The organism is Citrobacter sp. wls711 (assembly GCF_005281055.1).
In the GTDB taxonomy this organism is placed as follows: domain Bacteria; phylum Pseudomonadota; class Gammaproteobacteria; order Enterobacterales; family Enterobacteriaceae; genus Citrobacter; species Citrobacter gillenii.
On sequence record NZ_SZXC01000081.1, the window covers coordinates 1 to 17,431 of the forward strand.

A 17,431-nucleotide genomic window follows, 5' to 3' on the forward strand; every position below is an offset into this window, starting at 1 on the left:
GATTCAGAAACGCTTTCTCGCAGACCAACCTTTAAGAAAATGCATAATCTCCAGCCAAATGGCATGATTTCACCCTTTTGTAGGATGAAAACGATGCTGATTGGCTACGTCAGGGTGTCAACAAATGACCAGAACACCGCATTACAACGAAATGCGCTTGAGAGCGCAGGATGTGAGCTAATTTTCGAGGATAAAATTAGCGGAAAAACCTCGGACCGACCGGGACTTAAGCGGTTGTTAAAAACGCTGGGGGAGGGTGATACGTTAGTCGTCTGGAAACTGGATCGACTTGGACGCAGTATGCGTCACTTGGTTGTGCTTGTGGAGGAATTGCGGGAGCGGGGCATTAACTTTCGCAGCCTTACGGACAGCATCGATACCAGTACGCCGATGGGCCGGTTCTTCTTCCATGTTATGGGCGCACTGGCCGAAATGGAAAGGGAGCTGATTGTCGAACGAACGAGGGCAGGTTTAGCAGTTGCACGTGCAGAAGGTCGAGTTGGTGGCCGACGACCTAAATACAAGCCAGAAGAATGGGCGCAGATGGGGCGATTGATTGAGGGTGGACTGGAGAGAAAGAGGGTAGCAATCATTTATGATGTTGGTATTTCGACGTTGTATAAGAAGTTTCCTGCAGGTAACACTTCGCCGCTACAGCCCTACGTGCAACAAGCCGCAGCGGAACATAATAAACATTATTCGCTAACGAGCCAAAACTCAGACTCTTCAAACATCTCCTGAACAGCGCGGCTAATCTGTTCCTTCTCATGCTTGCTGGCATCCGTATTGATAGCTGGCAACGTCATCATCGGTTTAACCCGAACATCAGCGTCAGGGAAGATGCGGTGTACTCTTTTGCTTAACTCCCCCAGAATGATGTCCTTTGCACCGGGTAAACCATCAGAATTCCTTTTGTCATAAACGAGTTCCACAAACATGCACTAGCTCCTCTTTACTGGATGTAATTACAGTATGTTCTGTGTGCATATACAGTAATCTGGTTGGGGGGGAAAATGCCTCGTAGATACGAAATAGAGAGCGCGTTCAGGGATGCAGTTAGAAAAGAGGCCAGCAACTGGATCGAGTGTTACATCACGACGTTTAAAGACATTTCAGATCAGGAGGGTGAAGCGCGGACATTCATGCTCTACAACCCGAACAATGAGGGGAATTGAAATACGATATGCAAATTATGGGTTTGATGAATGTCCTGTGATTTAGTCGCCGCCCATGAACAGCTTTGAGAACAGGAGCGTTACACTCTGCTTTTGAATCATGTTGCTCTAGAAAATCCTGACTGACTAGAGTAGCACAGGTTTCTGAGTCAAGGATGTCCACCTCTACTGGTTCATTTTTATTTGAGAAAGATAATATTAATTGTACTATATGAAGATTATTCTCGCTTGATAGGTTTTCAACGATGGGGTCGTTATGAGAGATTTGGCTTTAGTCGATAGTTTTGGTGGGACAGATGCGGATAATGACGATATTTTGTTGAGAGCATTTGAAGATCATGAAGCATACTTGGATATCTTAAAATTCAAGAAATTTTTAGTTGTTGGAAAAAAAGGTAGTGGTAAAACGGCAATTTTTAAAAAAATAATCACTACCCGTGCTGATGATACATTTTCATATGGACATACATTCTCTGATTATCCGTGGCACTTTCATCAACAACAGGTTAAGGCTGGAATTTCTAATGATGATAAATTTACCCACAGTTGGAAATATTTAATACTAATTTCATTAGCAAAAATAATCCTGAATCAAGATAACTCTCTACCTTATGATGACGTCTCAAGTGAGGCCATGGTGAAGTTAGAAGCTTTCATTGTTGATGCTTATGGTAGTAGAGATCCGGATTTAACACAGATATTTAACCCTCAAAAAGAAATAAGACTTAAGCCACATTTTGAGTTAAATTTTAATTTTGTCAAAGCGGGCGCTAGCGCGGAAAAAATTTCAATTGCTGATCTACCTATTGTTATTCAAGAGGTGAATGCTCAGTTAACGAAACTTGTGTTGGCGTCATTAAATCCAAAGCATAAATATTTTATCGCTTTTGATCAGCTTGATCTTGGGTTTGATAACAAATCTGATGATTATATAAGTCGTTTGATAGGCCTGTTACTTGCCAGTCGAGACATAAATATTGCTGCTAAAAATGCGGGTGTTAAATTTTTGGTGGCGGTTTTTTTGCGAGATGACATTTATAATGTGTTGCGCTTTGAAGATAAAAATAAAATCACAGAGAACTTCATGTCGTCAATAGAGTGGGATTCACCAAAGACTACAAAAACTTTAAAATCATTAATGGAAAAACGATTCAGCATCGTCGCTTCTGAAACTGATATTGAGCAAGGTGTTAAATGGGAAGATGTTTTTAATGAGGCAAGAGAAATGCCTGGGCACCAAAGCAAGTATGATCATGTTAAAGATAGAACTTATCTTCGTCCTCGCGACATGATTAAATTCGCTAATAGTGCTCTGGCAAAATTCAAAGAGAGAATCAATAATACAACATCAAATACACCAGATGATAAAAATAAAATAGATAACGTCGATATTCATGGTGCTCGACATGAGTACAGTGAATACTTTTTACGTGAAATTGATGATGAAGTTCATAAACACTTCCCAGAATACGATAAATTTTTGGACGTATTAAGAGCGATAGGAACATGGCAGTTTGAAAAAAACACATTTGAGGTGGCTTTATCTCAAGTTTACTCTAAATCTGATAAAACTTCTTCAGAGGCATTAGAAGAACTTTATGATTATTCTTTTATCGGCTTTTATAAAGCTGGAGGGAGTGGTTATGGTGGTTCCGAGTATGTATTCAGATATCGTGACTCTCGCGCATCTTTTTCACATGCCTCAACTAGATTCCGAATTCACCCTGGGCTGATCGAGGTTCTAGGGCTGAAAAAAGTCTAAGCGTCAGAATATATGCCCAACCATTGTTGGGCATATAATACTTGTTATCAATTGGAATCTCCGTATTTGATGTATCCACTAGAGATTAGTTTTGCTTCCCAGCGTGGGATTATCTCGAAAGCCGGCTCTCCCTCGAGACCAGCAATTTATTGCGCATCCAAGCGCGACATACTTCATGAGGGCTGCAACAACGTACATACGGGCCGGAATCGTGCAAGGTGCGTTGATGCTTCGGTAAGGCCTTGTGACGGCTCTGTGGTCGTTTGTAGCTTCGGTGGTGAGTTTCAGTTGAGGCGTTACCGCCTTTACCCGTCAGCGCACTTTGAACATTTAAGCGGTGACGGTCGAAAAGGTAGAATCGATCCAGAGTGGGCCGACGAAAACGTTGGGATTTTGGGAGTCTTTACGCACGTGGTAAACGATATGCGAACGATGGAGTTTTATGATTGTCCGGTAATGTAAAACGCTATCTTATTTGAGCAGTCTTTTTTAAATTATGTGTACATATATGAGTACACATAATTTAATTAATTGAGATTAAAAATCTAGTTAATCAATGCTTTATTTGTTTTTATTGTTATATCCATTTAACTAAGGGGACGAAGCGGCACGAGTATAGCGTTTTTTACCTGCAACGGTAAGTCTGTGTCCGCCTGACTGCTCAAACAGTCGCCATTCAGGATTGTTTCTTCTGGTTTTTCTGCTTTTTTTGTTGCCGCTCAGCCTCTAATCGGCCCTCTTCTTTGCGTTTATTGCTCATATCATTGCGAATTTGCGCATGGCTCATCAACGCGAAGATAAATGTCCCGCCGCAAATATTCCCGGCAAGCGTTGGAAGCGCGAAGGGCCAGAAGAAGTCGCTCCAGTGCAGCGTGCCGTTAAAGACCAGGTAGAGAATCTCAACCGAGCCGACGACGATGTGCGTGGTATCACCCAACGCAATAAGCCAGGTCATCAGAACAATGACGACAATTTTTGCCGCGCCCGCTGCGGGAAACATCCACACCATAGTGGCGATCAGCCAACCGGAAATAATCGCGTTGGAAAACATCTCCGTCGGGCTATTTTTCATAACGTCCATCCCAATTTTGACAAAGGCGTCACGAGTCTCTTCATCAAAAATTGGCATATATTCAAACGCCCATGCCGCAATGCCGGTGCCGATAATGTTACCCAGCAAGACCACGCCCCACAGGCGCATCAGTAAACCAAAATTGCCGAGGGTTGGATTTTGCATGACCGGCAGGACAGCGGTTACAGTGTTTTCGGTAAAGAGCTGTTGGCGGGCCATGATGACGATGATAAACCCGAAGGTATAGCCGAGGTTCTCCAGTAAGAACCCGCCGGGAACGCCCTCAAGCTGTACGTGAAAAATGCCCTTTGCCAGTAAAGAGGCTCCCATCGATAGTCCGGCGGCGATAGCTGACCACAGCAGCGCCATCGCATCGCGTTCCATCTCTTTTTCCCCGTCCTGGCGAATATGTTCGTGAATCGCCATGGCGCGGGAAGGAAGTCGGTCCTCGTCGACCTCTATCTTTTTACCCTGCAACTTCTCTTCACTTTCTACTTCGAGTTCGTCGCTGTGTTGATCAATTTTTTCTTTTTCGATGTCATTCATTTTTAAGTCCTGAATAAGCACGTATTGCTAAAGCGTAGCGGTTTTTATCCAGAAACTGGCGGGAGAAACTCTGAAATCGCAAAAATGGTAACGTTTGTATTTATCGGATTCGGTAAAATAGAAACACCGCGAGGTCTACCTTACCAGGCTATGATCAAATCAGTAAGTTAGGGTATATAGACATCGTTTGACGTGCTGTTACAATCGCTCACATCTAAACCGGCGGATACCTTATTGTTCCGTCATGGATGGCAATCAGCGATAGCCATAATACACAGGGAGACACTTATGAAGCTTCGCCTGTCGGCGCTTGCGCTGGGAACCACACTTTTGGTGGGGTGTGCGAGCTCCGGTACAGAACAGCAGGGGCGCTCGGATCCGTTTGAAGGGTTCAACCGCACCATGTACAACTTCAACTTTAATGTGCTGGATCCGTATGTTGTTCGACCGGTGGCTGTAGCCTGGCGTGATTATGTTCCGCAGCCGGCCAGAAACGGTTTGAGCAACTTTACGGGCAACCTCGAAGAGCCGGCTGTAATGGTCAACTATTTCCTGCAGGGCGATCCTTATCAGGGGATGGTGCATTTCACCCGTTTCTTCCTGAACACCTTGCTAGGTATGGGCGGCTTTATCGATGTTGCGGGCATGGCGAATCCAAAACTGCAGCGCGTTGAACCACATCGTTTCGGCAGTACGTTAGGTCACTATGATGTAGGTTACGGTCCGTATATGCAGCTTCCGTTCTACGGCAGCTTCACGGTACGTGATGACGGTGGCGATATGGTGGATACGCTGTATCCGGTTCTGTCGTGGCTGACCTGGCCGTTGTCGGTCGGTAAATGGACCATTGAAGGGATTGAAACCCGCGCGCAACTGCTCGACTCCGACGGTCTGCTGCGTCAATCTTCCGATCCGTACATTATGGTGCGTGAAGCTTACTTCCAGCGTCATGACTTCATCGCGAACGGCGGGAAACTCAAACCAGAAGAAAACCCGAACGCGCAAGCTATTCAGGATGATTTAAAAGATATCGATTCCGAATAAGGAAGAGGTACAAATAAAAAGGTGAGCTTTTTAGCTCACCTTTTTTACGTCTGAAGAAAATCAGAATGCGTAGTTCAGGTTCATACCATAAAGCCAGGCTTTCCCTTCTGATTCGAAAGAGTAAGGGCCTTCTTCGAATTTCACTTTCTGACCGTGCATGTAAGATACTCCTACATCTACAGAGGCATCCTTATTAAAGGCGTAGGTTGCCCCTGCGCTCAGCCAGAAGCGGTCCTGGTCTGGAATAGAAATAGAACGGCGGTCAGCCGGGACTGGACTGTCATCATAGGCAATACCGGAACGGAACGTCCAGGTATCGTCGTAGTAGTAGGTTGTACCCAGCGCGATACGATAAGAGTCTTTGAAGCCTTCTTCTTTATAGAACAGGGTCTGACCGTCGTTCCCTTTCGCTTTCAGCTCCTGGAACTGACTCCAGCTGGTGTATGCCATGCTGTAGTGTACCGCCCACTGCGGTGCAACGCGGTTATAACCTGATATCTCCCACATTTCTGGCAGGTTCAGGTCAAGTGAACCGTCGATTGTGTTGCCATTGGTTCCTGCTGGCAGGCTGGCGAACACTGGACGCAATTGCGGGGGGATACGGTCTGTGGAAGGCAGGCTGCTGCGATAGTCGCCATCGAAGTCAACTTTTACTTCTGAACGGTAGGTGAAACCGTAACGGTTATCTTTATCTACTTCATACAGGATACCCGCGTTCCAACCGAAGCCCCATTCGTCACCCTTCAGGCGCGCAATTTGCGTATCTGCTGGGTATTGGGCTGCCAGTGCTGGAGGAACTCGCCCACCAGAACCTGCGACGATCTGTTGTGGAAGGTCGCCCGCATAGCGTTCAAGTTTTGCTTTGGCATACACGGCGTTCAAGCCGAGACCGAAGCTGAAGTGATTATTAAGACGATAGGCACCGCTCAGGTTCAGGTTGAGTGTTTGCAGATCGGTCTTTCCGCCCATAGAGCCAGCGGTGTAATTGTTATTAAACTCCGTCGCCAGACCATAGTTAGAGGTGACAGATGCTCCCCAACCAAACTGATCGTTAATCGGGGCAACATAGTGTAGATTCGGCACCCACGCAGTCGGCGCAATGTTATCCTGGCTGGCGTCGTTGCCAATGCGTGAACGGCCGGAAATATCAACGTCCGGATCGACGAAAACCGCACCTGCTGAGAAAGTAGGGCGATCGAACATCATGATCAGTGCCGGGTTGCGGCTGGCGTTACCTGCGTCGTCTGCGATGGCGCCTTCACCCGAATATGCCCGGCCAAGGCCAGAGGAAGAAAATTCGTTTAACTGAAAGCCTGCAGACCAGGCCTGTGTGGAAATAATTGCCACTGCGACTGCGAGAGCAGACTTTGTAAACAGGGTTTTCTGGCTCATGACCATAACCTCATCGATTTATTTTTATACAAACAATGTTACATGCCGTAACAGGAGCGCGAAGTGTAGGGTCTGAGGTACCACATAGAAATCAGACCAGTGGCGAGAGTATAGGTCCGACCAGATGGAATGTTGCAAGTATGTTTATAAGTTTTTTCAAATATGATCTTAAAAACGCGATCCAGCTGGCAAAATTGCGGGGATGCGCACTCACCTGTTCGGGCGATTTTTGTTTTGGATCATTTTTAAGTGTGATTTCGGTCGCTTATCGCATTTCGCACAATTAACGACTGGAGAGGAGGATAATGGGAGCGTAAAATATCCCCAACGTTTATCTGGCACCCTTGGTGCGAATACAGAGGAAATCTACAATGAGTAAATGCAGTGCTGATGAAACCCCGGTTTGCTGCTGTATGGATGTTGGTACCATCATGGACAACACCGATTGCACCGCGTCATACAGCCGTGTGTTCGCGGCTCGCGCACAGGCAGAAGAAACGCTGGCCGCTCTCACCGAGAAGGCGCGTGGCGTAGAATCTGAGCCTTGCCAAATCACCCCGACCTTTACTGAAGAAGCTGAGGGTGTTCGTCTGGATATCGATTTTGTTTTCGCCTGTGAAGCCGAAACCCTGATCTTCCAGCTGGGTCTGCGTTAATCCCTTCTTTCAGTGCCCTTGCCACCTTCTGACAAGGGCATTTTCGTAACAAGCAGTGATTATTCACTGTGCCATAGCTCCCACTTTCATTTCTCTCCACTTGGCTAAATGTAAAAAATTGGTTAAGACTGTGATCAGGTCAGACCACTTATTTTATTTTTTAACAGGGGAGTGTTATGAGTCAGGCTTTACCGCTGGTTACCCGTCAGGGCGATCGCATCGCCATTGTGAGCGGATTGCGTACGCCTTTTGCCCGTCAGGCAACCGCGTTTCATGGCATTCCCGCCGTTGATTTGGGAAAAATGGTCGTCGGTGAGTTGCTGGCGCGCAGTGAAATTCCTGCCGATGCCATTGAACAACTGGTTTTTGGCCAGGTTGTGCAAATGCCGGAAGCGCCCAATATCGCCCGTGAAATTGTGCTGGGCACCGGGATGAACGTACATACCGATGCTTACAGCGTGAGCAGAGCCTGCGCCACCAGTTTTCAGGCGGTGGCGAATGTCGCGGAAAGCCTGATGGCAGGAACCATCCGTGCGGGTATTGCTGGCGGGGCTGACTCCTCTTCCGTGCTGCCAATCGGCGTCAGCAAAAAGTTGGCGCGGGTGTTGGTGGATGTCAATAAAGCCCGCACCGCCGGTCAGCGGCTGACGCTTTTTTCCCGACTGCGTTTGCGCGACCTGATGCCGGTCCCACCTGCAGTTGCTGAGTATTCCACCGGCTTACGTATGGGGGATACGGCAGAGCAAATGGCGAAAACCTACGGCATCACGCGTGAGCAGCAGGATGTGCTGGCGTACCGTTCGCATCAGCGAGCCGCTCAGGCCTGGGCCGAAGGCAAGCTGGCAGACGAGGTGATGACCACCTATGCTCCGCCGTTTAAAGATCCCTTCTCAGAAGATAACAATATTCGCGGAAACTCTACGCTGGCGGATTACGCTAAACTGCGCCCGGCGTTTGACCGCAAGCACGGTACCGTTACCGCGGCGAACAGTACCCCGTTGACCGACGGCGCCGCTGCGGTAATTTTGATGACGGAGTCCCGGGCGAAAGAGTTGGGACTGGTGCCGCTGGGCTATCTACGCAGTTTTGCGTTTACTGCCATCGATGTCTGGCAGGATATGCTGCTGGGCCCGGCGTGGTCGACGCCGCTGGCTCTGGAGCGCGCGGGCCTGACTCTGGCCGATCTCACGCTGATTGATATGCATGAAGCCTTTGCCGCGCAGACGCTGGCGAATATTCAACTGCTTGGCAGCGAACGTTTCGCTCGTGACGTTCTGGGTAGGGCACATGCCACTGGCGAAGTGGATGACAGCAAATTTAACGTGCTGGGCGGTTCGATTGCCTACGGACACCCTTTCGCCGCGACCGGCGCGCGCATGATCACCCAAACGCTGCATGAATTACGGCGTCGTGGTGGTGGGTTTGGTTTGGTCACCGCGTGTGCGGCGGGTGGTCTGGGTGCGGCAATGGTTCTGGAGGCGGAATAATGGAAATGGCATCGGCTTTTACGCTACACGTGCGTCTGGATAACGTGGCGGTGGTCTCCATTAATGTGCCCGGAGAAAAAATGAATACCCTGAAAGCGGAGTTTGCTTCTCAGGTGCGGGCTATTTTGAAACAAATTCGCGATAACAAAGATCTGCGTGGCGTGGTGTTTATTTCGGCGAAGCCGGATAATTTCATCGCCGGGGCGGATATCAGTATGATCGGCAACTGCCGCAGTGCGCAGGAAGCCGAAACCCTGGCTCGTCAGGGGCAACAGATGATGGCGGAAATTAATGCGTTGCCGATCCCGGTTATCGCTGCCATTCACGGTGCCTGTCTGGGCGGCGGTCTGGAGATGGCGCTGGCGTGTCATAGCCGTATTTGTACTGATGACGTTAAAACCGTGCTGGGTCTGCCGGAAGTACAGCTTGGTCTGTTACCTGGCTCTGGCGGCACGCAGCGGTTGCCCCGTCTGATTGGCGTTAGCACTGCGCTGGACATGATCCTGACCGGCAAACAATTACGCGCTAAACAGGCGCTGAAAGTGGGGTTGGTGGACGAGGTTGTGCCGCAGACCATTTTGCTGGAAGCGGCGGTGGAACTGGCTAAAAAGGAGAGTTCGGTACACCATAGCCTGCCGGTACGGGAACGCATTCTGGCCGGACCGCTGGGGCGTGCGCTGCTGTTCCGTATGGTCGGTAAAAAGACCGCACAGAAAACGCAGGGAAATTACCCCGCAACCCATCGTATTCTTGAGGTGATCGAGACAGGTCTGGCGCAGGGCAGCAGCAGCGGCTATGACGCCGAAGCCCGCGCGTTTGGTGAGCTGGCGATGACGCCGCAGTCTCAGGCTCTGCGTAACGTCTTTTTTGCAAACACCGACGTGAAAAAAGATCCCGGTAGCGAGGTACAACCCGGTCCGCTAAACAGCGTCGGGGTTCTGGGCGGGGGTCTGATGGGCGGGGGGATTGCCTACGTGACGGCCTGCAAAGGCGGCTTGCCGGTGCGTATCAAAGATATCAATGCTAAGGGAATCAACCACGCGCTGAAATACAGTTGGGATCAGCTTGAAACAAAAGTTCGCCGCCGCCATCTCAAAGCCGGCGAGCGTGACAAACAGCTGGCGCTGATTTCAGGCACCACCGATTTTCGCGGTTTTGCGCATCGAGATCTGGTAATTGAGGCAGTGTTTGAAGATCTGGCGTTGAAACAACAGATGGTGGCAGATGTTGAGCACAATTGTGCGCCTCATACCATTTTTGCTTCCAACACCTCATCTCTACCCATTGGCGACATTGCGGCCAATGCGGCGCGACCTGAGCAGGTCATTGGTTTGCACTTCTTTAGTCCGGTAGAAAAGATGCCGCTAGTGGAAGTTATTCCTCATACCGCAACGTCCGAACGCACTATTGCCACCACGGTTAAACTGGCGAAAAAACAGGGGAAAACGCCGATTGTGGTGCAGGATAAGGCCGGGTTCTATGTAAATCGCATTCTTGCTCCGTACATCAACGAAGCTATCCGCTTATTGACCGAGGGCGAGCGCGTTGAGCAGATTGATGCTGCGCTGGTAAAGTTTGGTTTTCCGGTAGGGCCAATCCAACTTTTGGATGAGGTCGGAATTGATACAGGCACTAAAATTATACCTGTACTGGAAGCCGCTTACGGTGAACGTTTTAGCGCACCTGCAAATGTTGTTGCTTCAATTTTGAATGATGATCGCAAAGGTAGAAAAAATGGTCGGGGTTTCTATCTTTATGGTGCGAAAGGGCGTAAAAGCAAAAAACAGGCCGACCCTGCAATTTATACGCTTATTGGCGTCCAGGGGCAGAGCAAACTCAGTGGCCCGCAGATTGCAGAGCGGTGTGTCATGTTAATGCTCAACGAAGCGGCACGCTGTTTCGATGAGAAGATTATCCGCAGCGCACGCGATGGTGACATCGGCGCTGTGTTTGGTATTGGTTTTCCGCCATTCCTCGGCGGCCCGTTCCGGTATATGGACTCCCTCGGGGCGGGTGAAGTGGTTGCGGTTCTGCAACGACTGACCACACAGTATGGTTCCCGGTTTACGCCGTGTGAACCGTTACTGCAGATGGCGGAACGCGGAGATAGTTTCTGGAAGCACGGGGAAACTGACCTGAATTCATGAGGTCAAAGGTAAGATGAATCCGCACCGAATGTACGAGTTAAGCTCAAAATGTAAACAGAGATTGACTATACTTACGCCATTAAGGTAAAAAACAGCGTTTCATTCGGTGAATGGATAAGGCACAATGCCGGCCACCACACATTTACCCCGCCAATAGGGGCGTTGGATAAAGGTGTTGGTGTTTCTGGTTAACAAAAGCGGTGCAATATGCAAGTTTTTATCATGCGTCACGGCGACGCGGCCCTCGATGCCGCCAGTGATTCGGTTCGTCCCTTAACCTCCTGCGGTTGTGACGAATCTCGCCTGATGGCGAACTGGCTGAAAGGTCAAAAAGTGGATATCGAACGTGTTCTGGTGAGCCCGTTCCTGCGAGCCGAACAAACGCTGGATGTGGTCGGGGAATGTATGAACCTGCCAACCGGTGTGGATGTTTTGCCGGAGCTGACTCCCTGCGGCGATGTTGGTCTGGTCAGCGCCTATTTACAGGCACTGGCCAATGAAGGTGTCGCTACGGCGCTGGTCATTTCTCACCTGCCTTTGGTGGGATATCTGGTGTCCGAGCTGTGTCCGGGTGAAACGCCGCCGATGTTTACCACATCTGCGATTGCCAGCGTCACGCTTGATGAGAGCGGAAAGGGCGTTTTCAACTGGCAGATGAGCCCGTGTAATCTGAAGATGGCGAAAGCGATATAGTCGTTTAGTTGGCCGGATCAAGCGCGAGCGCAGCCATCCGTAAAACGTCTTTGACATGAGCCTGCAATAAAAAGAGCCGCAACTGCGGCTCTTTCTGTTTTCCATTCTCAGGGAAGTTCGGGCGGTAACCACTCTTCCACTTCAATCAGTACCAGCAGCGCGGCGTCGCCGCCGTACTCTTTAGGCGCCTGATGAAAAGCCATCACGTGCGGATGTTGCGCCAGCCAAAGCGGCGTTTGCTGTTTCAGAACGTGCTTTCCGTGGCCGTGCATGACGCAGGCGCAGAAGACGTGTTCACGACGGCAGGCGGCAATCAGCGCCCCGAGTTCCTGTTTAGCCTGCTGTTGCGTCAGTCCGTGTAAATCAAGAAACAGTTCCGGGGAGTAGTCACCACGGCGCATTTTCTTCAGTTCAAAGTGGCTGACGTCGGCCCGCAGATATCTGACCGGACCCTCTGTATTCAACAGCGGCTGAAACTCATCAGAGAAATAGTGGCTGGCATCAGCCTGTTCCTGCAACAGCCTTTTAACCGGCACCTCGGTGATTTTTTTACGCGGTGGTCGATGGACAATCGTGTCCTGCTTAATTTGACGAGTGCCGGTCATCAACTGGCGAAACAGCGTCTGATCCTCCTCGCTGAGCGATGTTTTCTTTTTCATTTGAGCGTCTCATCTTTTATTTTCCGTTAGTTTAACCCGACTCGATGGGCATCCGATCGCTTAAAACGCAATTTTCGCGCTCAGGCTCGGCGTGAATGCTGATTTATCGCCGTCTTCGTGGCAAACTAGCCGCCGAATTTAATACGAGCATGCCCTGGAGGAATACGTGGATAAAATTTTCGTTGATGAAGCAGTGAGTGAACTGCATACCATTCAGGACATGTTGCGTTGGGCGGTCAGCCGTTTTAGCGCGGCGAATATCTGGTATGGTCACGGGACGGATAACCCATGGGATGAGGCGGTACAACTGGTGCTGCCGTCACTCTACCTGCCGCTGGATATTCCTGAAGATATGCGCACTGCGCGCCTGACCTCCAGCGAACGCCACCGTATTGTTGAGCGCGTGATTCGCCGCGTTAACGAGCGTATCCCGGTTGCCTACCTGACCAACAAAGCCTGGTTCTGCGGTCACGAATTCTATGTTGATGAACGCGTGCTGGTGCCGCGCTCACCGATTGCCGAGCTGATCAATAATCGCTTTGCCGGTCTTATCAGCGAGCAGCCGCAGCACATTCTCGATATGTGTACCGGCAGCGGCTGTATTGCTATCGCCTGCGCGTATGCCTTCCCGGAAGCCGAAGTGGACGCGGTGGATATTTCCACTGACGCCCTGGCGGTGACCGAGCACAATATTGAAGATCATGGTCTGATCCATCACGTGACGCCGATCCGCTCCGATCTGTTCCGTGACCTGTTGAAAGTACAGTATGACCTGATTGTGACCAACCCGCCATATGTGGATGCGGAAGATATGTCCGATCTGCCGAATGAGTATCGCCACGAACCTGAGCTGGGCCTGGCGTCCGGAAGTGATGGGCTGAAGCTGACCCGTCGCATTCTTGGCAATGCGCCGGACTACCTGTCAGACAACGGTATTCTGATTTGTGAAGTCGGTAACAGCATGGTACATCTGATGGAACAATATCCGGACGTGCCGTTTACGTGGCTGGAATTCGACAACGGCGGTGATGGCGTATTCATGCTGACCAAAGCGCAGCTGATTGCCGCTCGTGAACATTTCAGCATCTATAAAGATTAACGACACGCGCACACACAACAACGATAACGGAGCGGTGATGGCAGGAAACACAATTGGACAACTCTTTCGCGTAACGACCTTCGGTGAATCACACGGGCTGGCGCTCGGCTGTATCGTTGATGGTGTTCCGCCGGGTATTCCGCTGACAGAAGCTGATCTGCAGCACGATCTCGACAGACGTCGTCCGGGAACCTCGCGTTACACCACGCAGCGTCGCGAGCCGGATCAGGTGAAAATCCTTTCCGGCGTGTTTGACGGCGTCACCACCGGCACCAGTATTGGCCTGTTGATTGAAAATACCGATCAGCGTTCGCAGGATTACGGCGCCATTAAGGATGTTTTTCGTCCAGGCCATGCCGACTACACCTACGAGCAGAAATACGGCGTGCGTGACTACCGTGGCGGCGGGCGTTCGTCCGCGCGCGAAACGGCAATGCGCGTGGCGGCCGGGGCGATTGCAAAAAAATACCTGGCGGAAAAATTCGGCGTAGAAATCCGCGGATGCCTGACCCAAATGGGCAATATTCCGCTGGAAATTAAAGACTGGTCTCAGGTCGAACAAAACCCGTTCTTTTGCCCGGATCCGGACAAAATCACCGCGCTGGATGAACTGATGCGCGCACTCAAGAAAGAGGGTGACTCCATCGGTGCAAAAGTGACCGTGGTTGCAAGCGGTGTACCGGCCGGTCTCGGCGAACCTGTTTTTGACCGTCTGGATGCTGACATCGCCCATGCGTTGATGAGCATTAATGCGGTGAAAGGCGTGGAGATTGGCGACGGCTTCGACGTTGTTGCGTTGCGCGGTAGTCAGAACCGTGATGAAATCACCAAAGAGGGTTTTCAGAGTAACCATGCTGGCGGCATTCTGGGGGGCATCAGCAGCGGGCAACAAATTGTTGCACATATGGCGCTGAAACCGACTTCCAGTATTACCGTTCCCGGGCGCACTATTAACCGCTTTGGCGAAGAAGTCGAGATGATAACCAAAGGGCGTCACGATCCGTGCGTTGGGATCCGCGCGGTGCCGATCGCAGAAGCCATGCTGGCGATCGTGCTGATGGATCACCTGCTGCGTCAGCGGGCGCAGAATGCGGATGTAAAGACTGACATTCCACGCTGGTAAGAGATGAAAAAAACGGCACTTGCGGCGCTGGCACTGTTTGCCAGTTCGGTCTGCCTGGCGGCGACGCCCTGGCAGAAAATTACCCACCCGGTGGCAGGTAGCGCGCAGTCTATCGGCGCGTTTTCCAATGGCTGCATTGTGGGGGCAGAGACGCTGCCCGTACAGTCCGAACACTATCAGGTGATGCGCACCGATCAACGTCGCTATTTTGGTCATCCTGACCTGGTGACGTTCATCCAGCGTCTGAGTACCCAGGCCAATAATCTGGGACTGGGGACGGTGTTAATCGGCGATATGGGTATGCCGGCCGGTGGACGTTTCAACGGCGGACACGCCAGCCACCAGACGGGGTTGGATGTCGATATTTTCCTGCAACTGCCAAAGACGCGCTGGACACAGTCGCAACTGCTGCGACCACAGGCGCTGGATCTGGTCGCTCAGGATGGCAAACGTGTCGTACCGTCACTGTGGAAGCCGGAGATTTTCAGTCTGATCAGGCTGGCGGCAAAAGATAATGATGTAACGCGTATTTTCGTGAATCCGGCAATTAAACAGCAACTTTGTCTGGATGCAGGGAGCGACAGGGACTGGTTGCGTAAAGTGCGGCCATGGTTCCAACACCGTGCACATATGCATGTCCGGTTACGTTGTCCTGCCGACAGTCTTGAGTGCGAAGATCAACCGTTACCTCCACCGGGTGATGGCTGTGGCGCGGAGCTGCAAAGCTGGTTCGAACCTCCTAAACCGGGAACCACTAAGCCTGAGAAGAAGACACCGCCTCCGTTGCCGCCTTCCTGCCAGGCGCTACTGGATGAGCATGTACTTTAATGGATAATTTTGCCGATCTGTTTATGGTGTCTCCGCTGCTGTTGGGCGTTCTTTTTTTTGTGGCCATTCTGGCGGGATTTATTGATTCCCTGGCGGGGGGCGGCGGTTTACTCACCATTCCTGCGCTGATGGCAGCAGGCATGCCGCCAGCTCAGGCGCTGGCAACGAATAAACTGCAAGCCTGCGGAGGATCCATCTCCGCTTCGCTCTATTTTATCCGCCGTGGCGTGGTGAACCTGGCCGACCAGAAGCTTAATATCGCCATGACCTTCATCGGCTCAATGAGCGGCGCGCTGCTGGTCCAGCATGTGCAGTCGGACATTTTGCGCCAGATCCTGCCGATTCTGGTTATCTGTATCGGTCTCTACTTTCTGTTAATGCCTAAGCTGGGTGAAGAAGACCGACAGCGTCGGCTGTACGGCCTGCCTTTTGCGCTGGTCGCCGGGGGCTGCGTCGGTTTTTACGATGGCTTTTTTGGCCCGGCAGCCGGATCGTTTTACGCGCTGGCCTTTGTCATGCTGTGCGGTTACAACCTGGCGAAATCCACGGCGCACGCCAAAGTCTTGAATGCCACCTCGAATATCGGCGGGCTACTGCTGTTCGCGCTGGGTGGCAAAGTGATTTGGGCCACCGGTTTTGTGATGCTCATCGGCCAATTTATTGGCGCGCGAATGGGGTCGCGACTGGTCCTCAGCAAAGGACAAAAGCTGATTCGGCCAATGATCGTCATTGTCTCCGCAGTGATGAGCGCCAAGCTACTTTATGATAATCATGGACAGGAGATTCTCCACTGGCTGGGGATGAACTAATGAATACGACCCATCACTATGAACAATTAATTGATATTTTTAACGGCTGCTTTGCCGATGAATTTAATACCCGTCTGATTAAAGGCGATGACGAACCGATCTACCTTCCTGCAGATACAGAATTGCCGTATCACCGGATCGTTTTTGCCCATGGCTACTACGCCAGTGCACTACATGAAATTTCACACTGGTGCATTGCCGGTAAAGCGCGCCGTGAACGGGTCGACTTTGGTTACTGGTACTGCCCGGACGGGCGTGACGCTAAAACACAATGTCAGTTTGAAGACGTGGAAGTGAAACCCCAGGCATTTGACTGGCTGTTCTGCATGGCGGCGGGCTATCCGTTTAACGTTAGCTGCGACAACCTGGAAGGGGACTTTGAACCGGATCGCGTGGTGTTCCAGCGTCGTGTTCATGCCCAGGTGATGGCGTATCTGGAAAACGGCATTCCTGAACGTCCGGCGCGTTTTATTCGTGCGTTACAGAATTATTATCACACGCCTGAACTTAAGGCGGAACAATTCCCGTGGCCCGAAGCGCTCAACTGAAGCGGCTGCCACGTTTACAATGAGGAAAGAAGATGATCGCGGAGTTTGAATCACGCATTCTGGTACTAATCGACGATATGGTAGAACACGCCAGCGATGATGAGCTGTTTGCCAGTGGGTACTTGCGTGGACACTTGACGCTGGCTGTGGCAGAACTGGACGGCGGCGACGACCATTCCGCTGAGGCACTGTACGCCAATGTTACCAGCAGCCTGGAAAAAGCCATCAGCGCGGGCGAACTTTCGCCGCGTGACCAGGCGTTAGTAAAAGAGATGTGGGACACGTTGTTCCAGAAGGCGACACAACAATAATTGCCTTGCGGGCCGGATGCCGTGCAGGCATCGCCATCCGGCATTTTCAGCTTGCCGGGTGGCGCTAACGCTTACCCGGC

17 protein-coding genes are annotated in these 17,431 nt (G+C 50.9%); 13 read left to right on the top strand and 4 right to left on the bottom strand.

The features are described 5' to 3' along the window. Nucleotides 1-93 precede the first annotated feature (93 nt). Complete coding sequence (locus FDW98_RS23075) at nucleotides 94-741, top strand: recombinase family protein (RefSeq protein ID WP_096759363.1); 648 nt, start codon at nucleotides 94-96, stop codon at nucleotides 739-741. On the opposite strand, the gene FDW98_RS23080 is transcribed toward FDW98_RS23075, so the two are convergent. Next, nucleotides 696-938: a DinI-like family protein gene (locus FDW98_RS23080; protein WP_096756315.1), complete on the bottom strand. Its 243-nt coding sequence runs from the start codon at nucleotides 936-938 to the stop codon at nucleotides 696-698. The genes FDW98_RS23075 and FDW98_RS23080 overlap by 46 nt on opposite strands. 493 nt (nucleotides 939-1,431) lie before the next feature. Between FDW98_RS23080 and FDW98_RS23085 the strand changes: the two genes are divergently transcribed. Continuing rightward, complete coding sequence (locus FDW98_RS23085; protein ID WP_137398962.1) at nucleotides 1,432-2,937, top strand: P-loop ATPase, Sll1717 family; 1,506 nt, start codon at nucleotides 1,432-1,434, stop codon at nucleotides 2,935-2,937. Between the two features lie 676 nt (nucleotides 2,938-3,613). Here FDW98_RS23085 and FDW98_RS23095 read toward each other — a convergent pair. Beyond that, on the bottom strand, nucleotides 3,614-4,555 hold the full coding sequence (locus tag FDW98_RS23095; protein ID WP_096756317.1) for a formate/nitrite transporter family protein: 942 nt from the start codon (nucleotides 4,553-4,555) through the stop codon (nucleotides 3,614-3,616). Nucleotides 4,556-4,843: 288 nt separating this feature from the next. Between FDW98_RS23095 and mlaA the strand changes: the two genes are divergently transcribed. Beyond that, nucleotides 4,844-5,599, top strand: a complete 756-nt coding sequence (gene mlaA, locus FDW98_RS23100) for a phospholipid-binding lipoprotein MlaA (protein ID WP_096756318.1) — start codon at nucleotides 4,844-4,846, stop codon at nucleotides 5,597-5,599. Between the two features lie 60 nt (nucleotides 5,600-5,659). Here mlaA and fadL read toward each other — a convergent pair whose 3' ends face one another. Continuing rightward, nucleotides 5,660-6,991: a long-chain fatty acid transporter FadL gene (gene fadL / locus FDW98_RS23105; protein ID WP_096756319.1), complete on the bottom strand. Its 1,332-nt coding sequence runs from the start codon at nucleotides 6,989-6,991 to the stop codon at nucleotides 5,660-5,662. Nucleotides 6,992-7,362: 371 nt separating this feature from the next. Between fadL and FDW98_RS23110 the strand changes: the two genes are divergently transcribed. The 4 genes from FDW98_RS23110 (at nucleotide 7,363) to sixA (ending at nucleotide 11,974) form a co-directional block, all read left to right on the top strand. Further along, nucleotides 7,363-7,647: a YfcZ/YiiS family protein gene (locus tag FDW98_RS23110; RefSeq protein ID WP_096756321.1), complete on the top strand. Its 285-nt coding sequence runs from the start codon at nucleotides 7,363-7,365 to the stop codon at nucleotides 7,645-7,647. A 176-nt stretch (nucleotides 7,648-7,823) separates the two neighbouring features. Beyond that, nucleotides 7,824-9,134, top strand: coding sequence for an acetyl-CoA C-acyltransferase FadI (gene fadI, locus FDW98_RS23115; RefSeq protein WP_096756322.1), 1,311 nt, complete (start codon nucleotides 7,824-7,826; stop codon nucleotides 9,132-9,134). Further along, nucleotides 9,134-11,281 carry a fatty acid oxidation complex subunit alpha FadJ gene (gene fadJ, locus FDW98_RS23120; protein ID WP_096756323.1) on the top strand — a complete coding sequence of 716 codons (2,148 nt, stop codon included), beginning with the start codon at nucleotides 9,134-9,136 and terminating at the stop codon, nucleotides 11,279-11,281. The genes fadI and fadJ overlap by 1 nt, the downstream gene beginning before the upstream one ends. 207 nt (nucleotides 11,282-11,488) lie before the next feature. Then, complete coding sequence (gene sixA, locus FDW98_RS23125; RefSeq protein ID WP_096756324.1) at nucleotides 11,489-11,974, top strand: phosphohistidine phosphatase SixA; 486 nt, start codon at nucleotides 11,489-11,491, stop codon at nucleotides 11,972-11,974. 107 nt (nucleotides 11,975-12,081) lie between these two features. Here sixA and smrB read toward each other — a convergent pair whose 3' ends face one another. Next, nucleotides 12,082-12,633 (bottom strand): endonuclease SmrB, encoded by a 552-nt coding sequence (gene smrB / locus FDW98_RS23130; protein ID WP_096756325.1) that lies wholly within the window; start codon nucleotides 12,631-12,633, stop codon nucleotides 12,082-12,084. A 166-nt stretch (nucleotides 12,634-12,799) separates the two neighbouring features. Between smrB and prmB the strand changes: the two genes are divergently transcribed. Genes prmB through FDW98_RS23160 form a run of 6 tightly spaced genes read left to right on the top strand, consistent with a single transcriptional unit; the run spans nucleotide 12,800 to nucleotide 17,351 of the window. Next, entirely contained in the window at nucleotides 12,800-13,732 is a 933-nt protein-coding gene (gene prmB / locus FDW98_RS23135) for a 50S ribosomal protein L3 N(5)-glutamine methyltransferase (protein WP_096756326.1), read from the top strand. Nucleotides 13,733-13,769: 37 nt separating this feature from the next. Further along, nucleotides 13,770-14,855, top strand: coding sequence for a chorismate synthase (aroC, locus tag FDW98_RS23140; protein ID WP_096756327.1), 1,086 nt, complete (start codon nucleotides 13,770-13,772; stop codon nucleotides 14,853-14,855). 3 nt (nucleotides 14,856-14,858) lie between these two features. Continuing rightward, the gene (gene mepA, locus FDW98_RS23145; protein WP_096756328.1) at nucleotides 14,859-15,683 is read left to right on the top strand and encodes a penicillin-insensitive murein endopeptidase; all 825 of its coding nucleotides are present in this window, start codon (nucleotides 14,859-14,861) and stop codon (nucleotides 15,681-15,683) included. Further along, the gene (locus FDW98_RS23150; protein WP_096756329.1) at nucleotides 15,683-16,492 is read left to right on the top strand and encodes a sulfite exporter TauE/SafE family protein; all 810 of its coding nucleotides are present in this window, start codon (nucleotides 15,683-15,685) and stop codon (nucleotides 16,490-16,492) included. Before mepA ends, FDW98_RS23150 begins: the two co-directional genes overlap by 1 nt. Beyond that, nucleotides 16,492-17,040, top strand: a complete 549-nt coding sequence (locus FDW98_RS23155; RefSeq protein WP_096756330.1) for an elongation factor P hydroxylase — start codon at nucleotides 16,492-16,494, stop codon at nucleotides 17,038-17,040. Before FDW98_RS23150 ends, FDW98_RS23155 begins: the two co-directional genes overlap by 1 nt. Before the next feature lie 32 nt (nucleotides 17,041-17,072). After that, nucleotides 17,073-17,351, top strand: a complete 279-nt coding sequence (locus FDW98_RS23160; protein WP_096756331.1) for a YfcL family protein — start codon at nucleotides 17,073-17,075, stop codon at nucleotides 17,349-17,351. Nucleotides 17,352-17,431 lie beyond the last annotated feature (80 nt).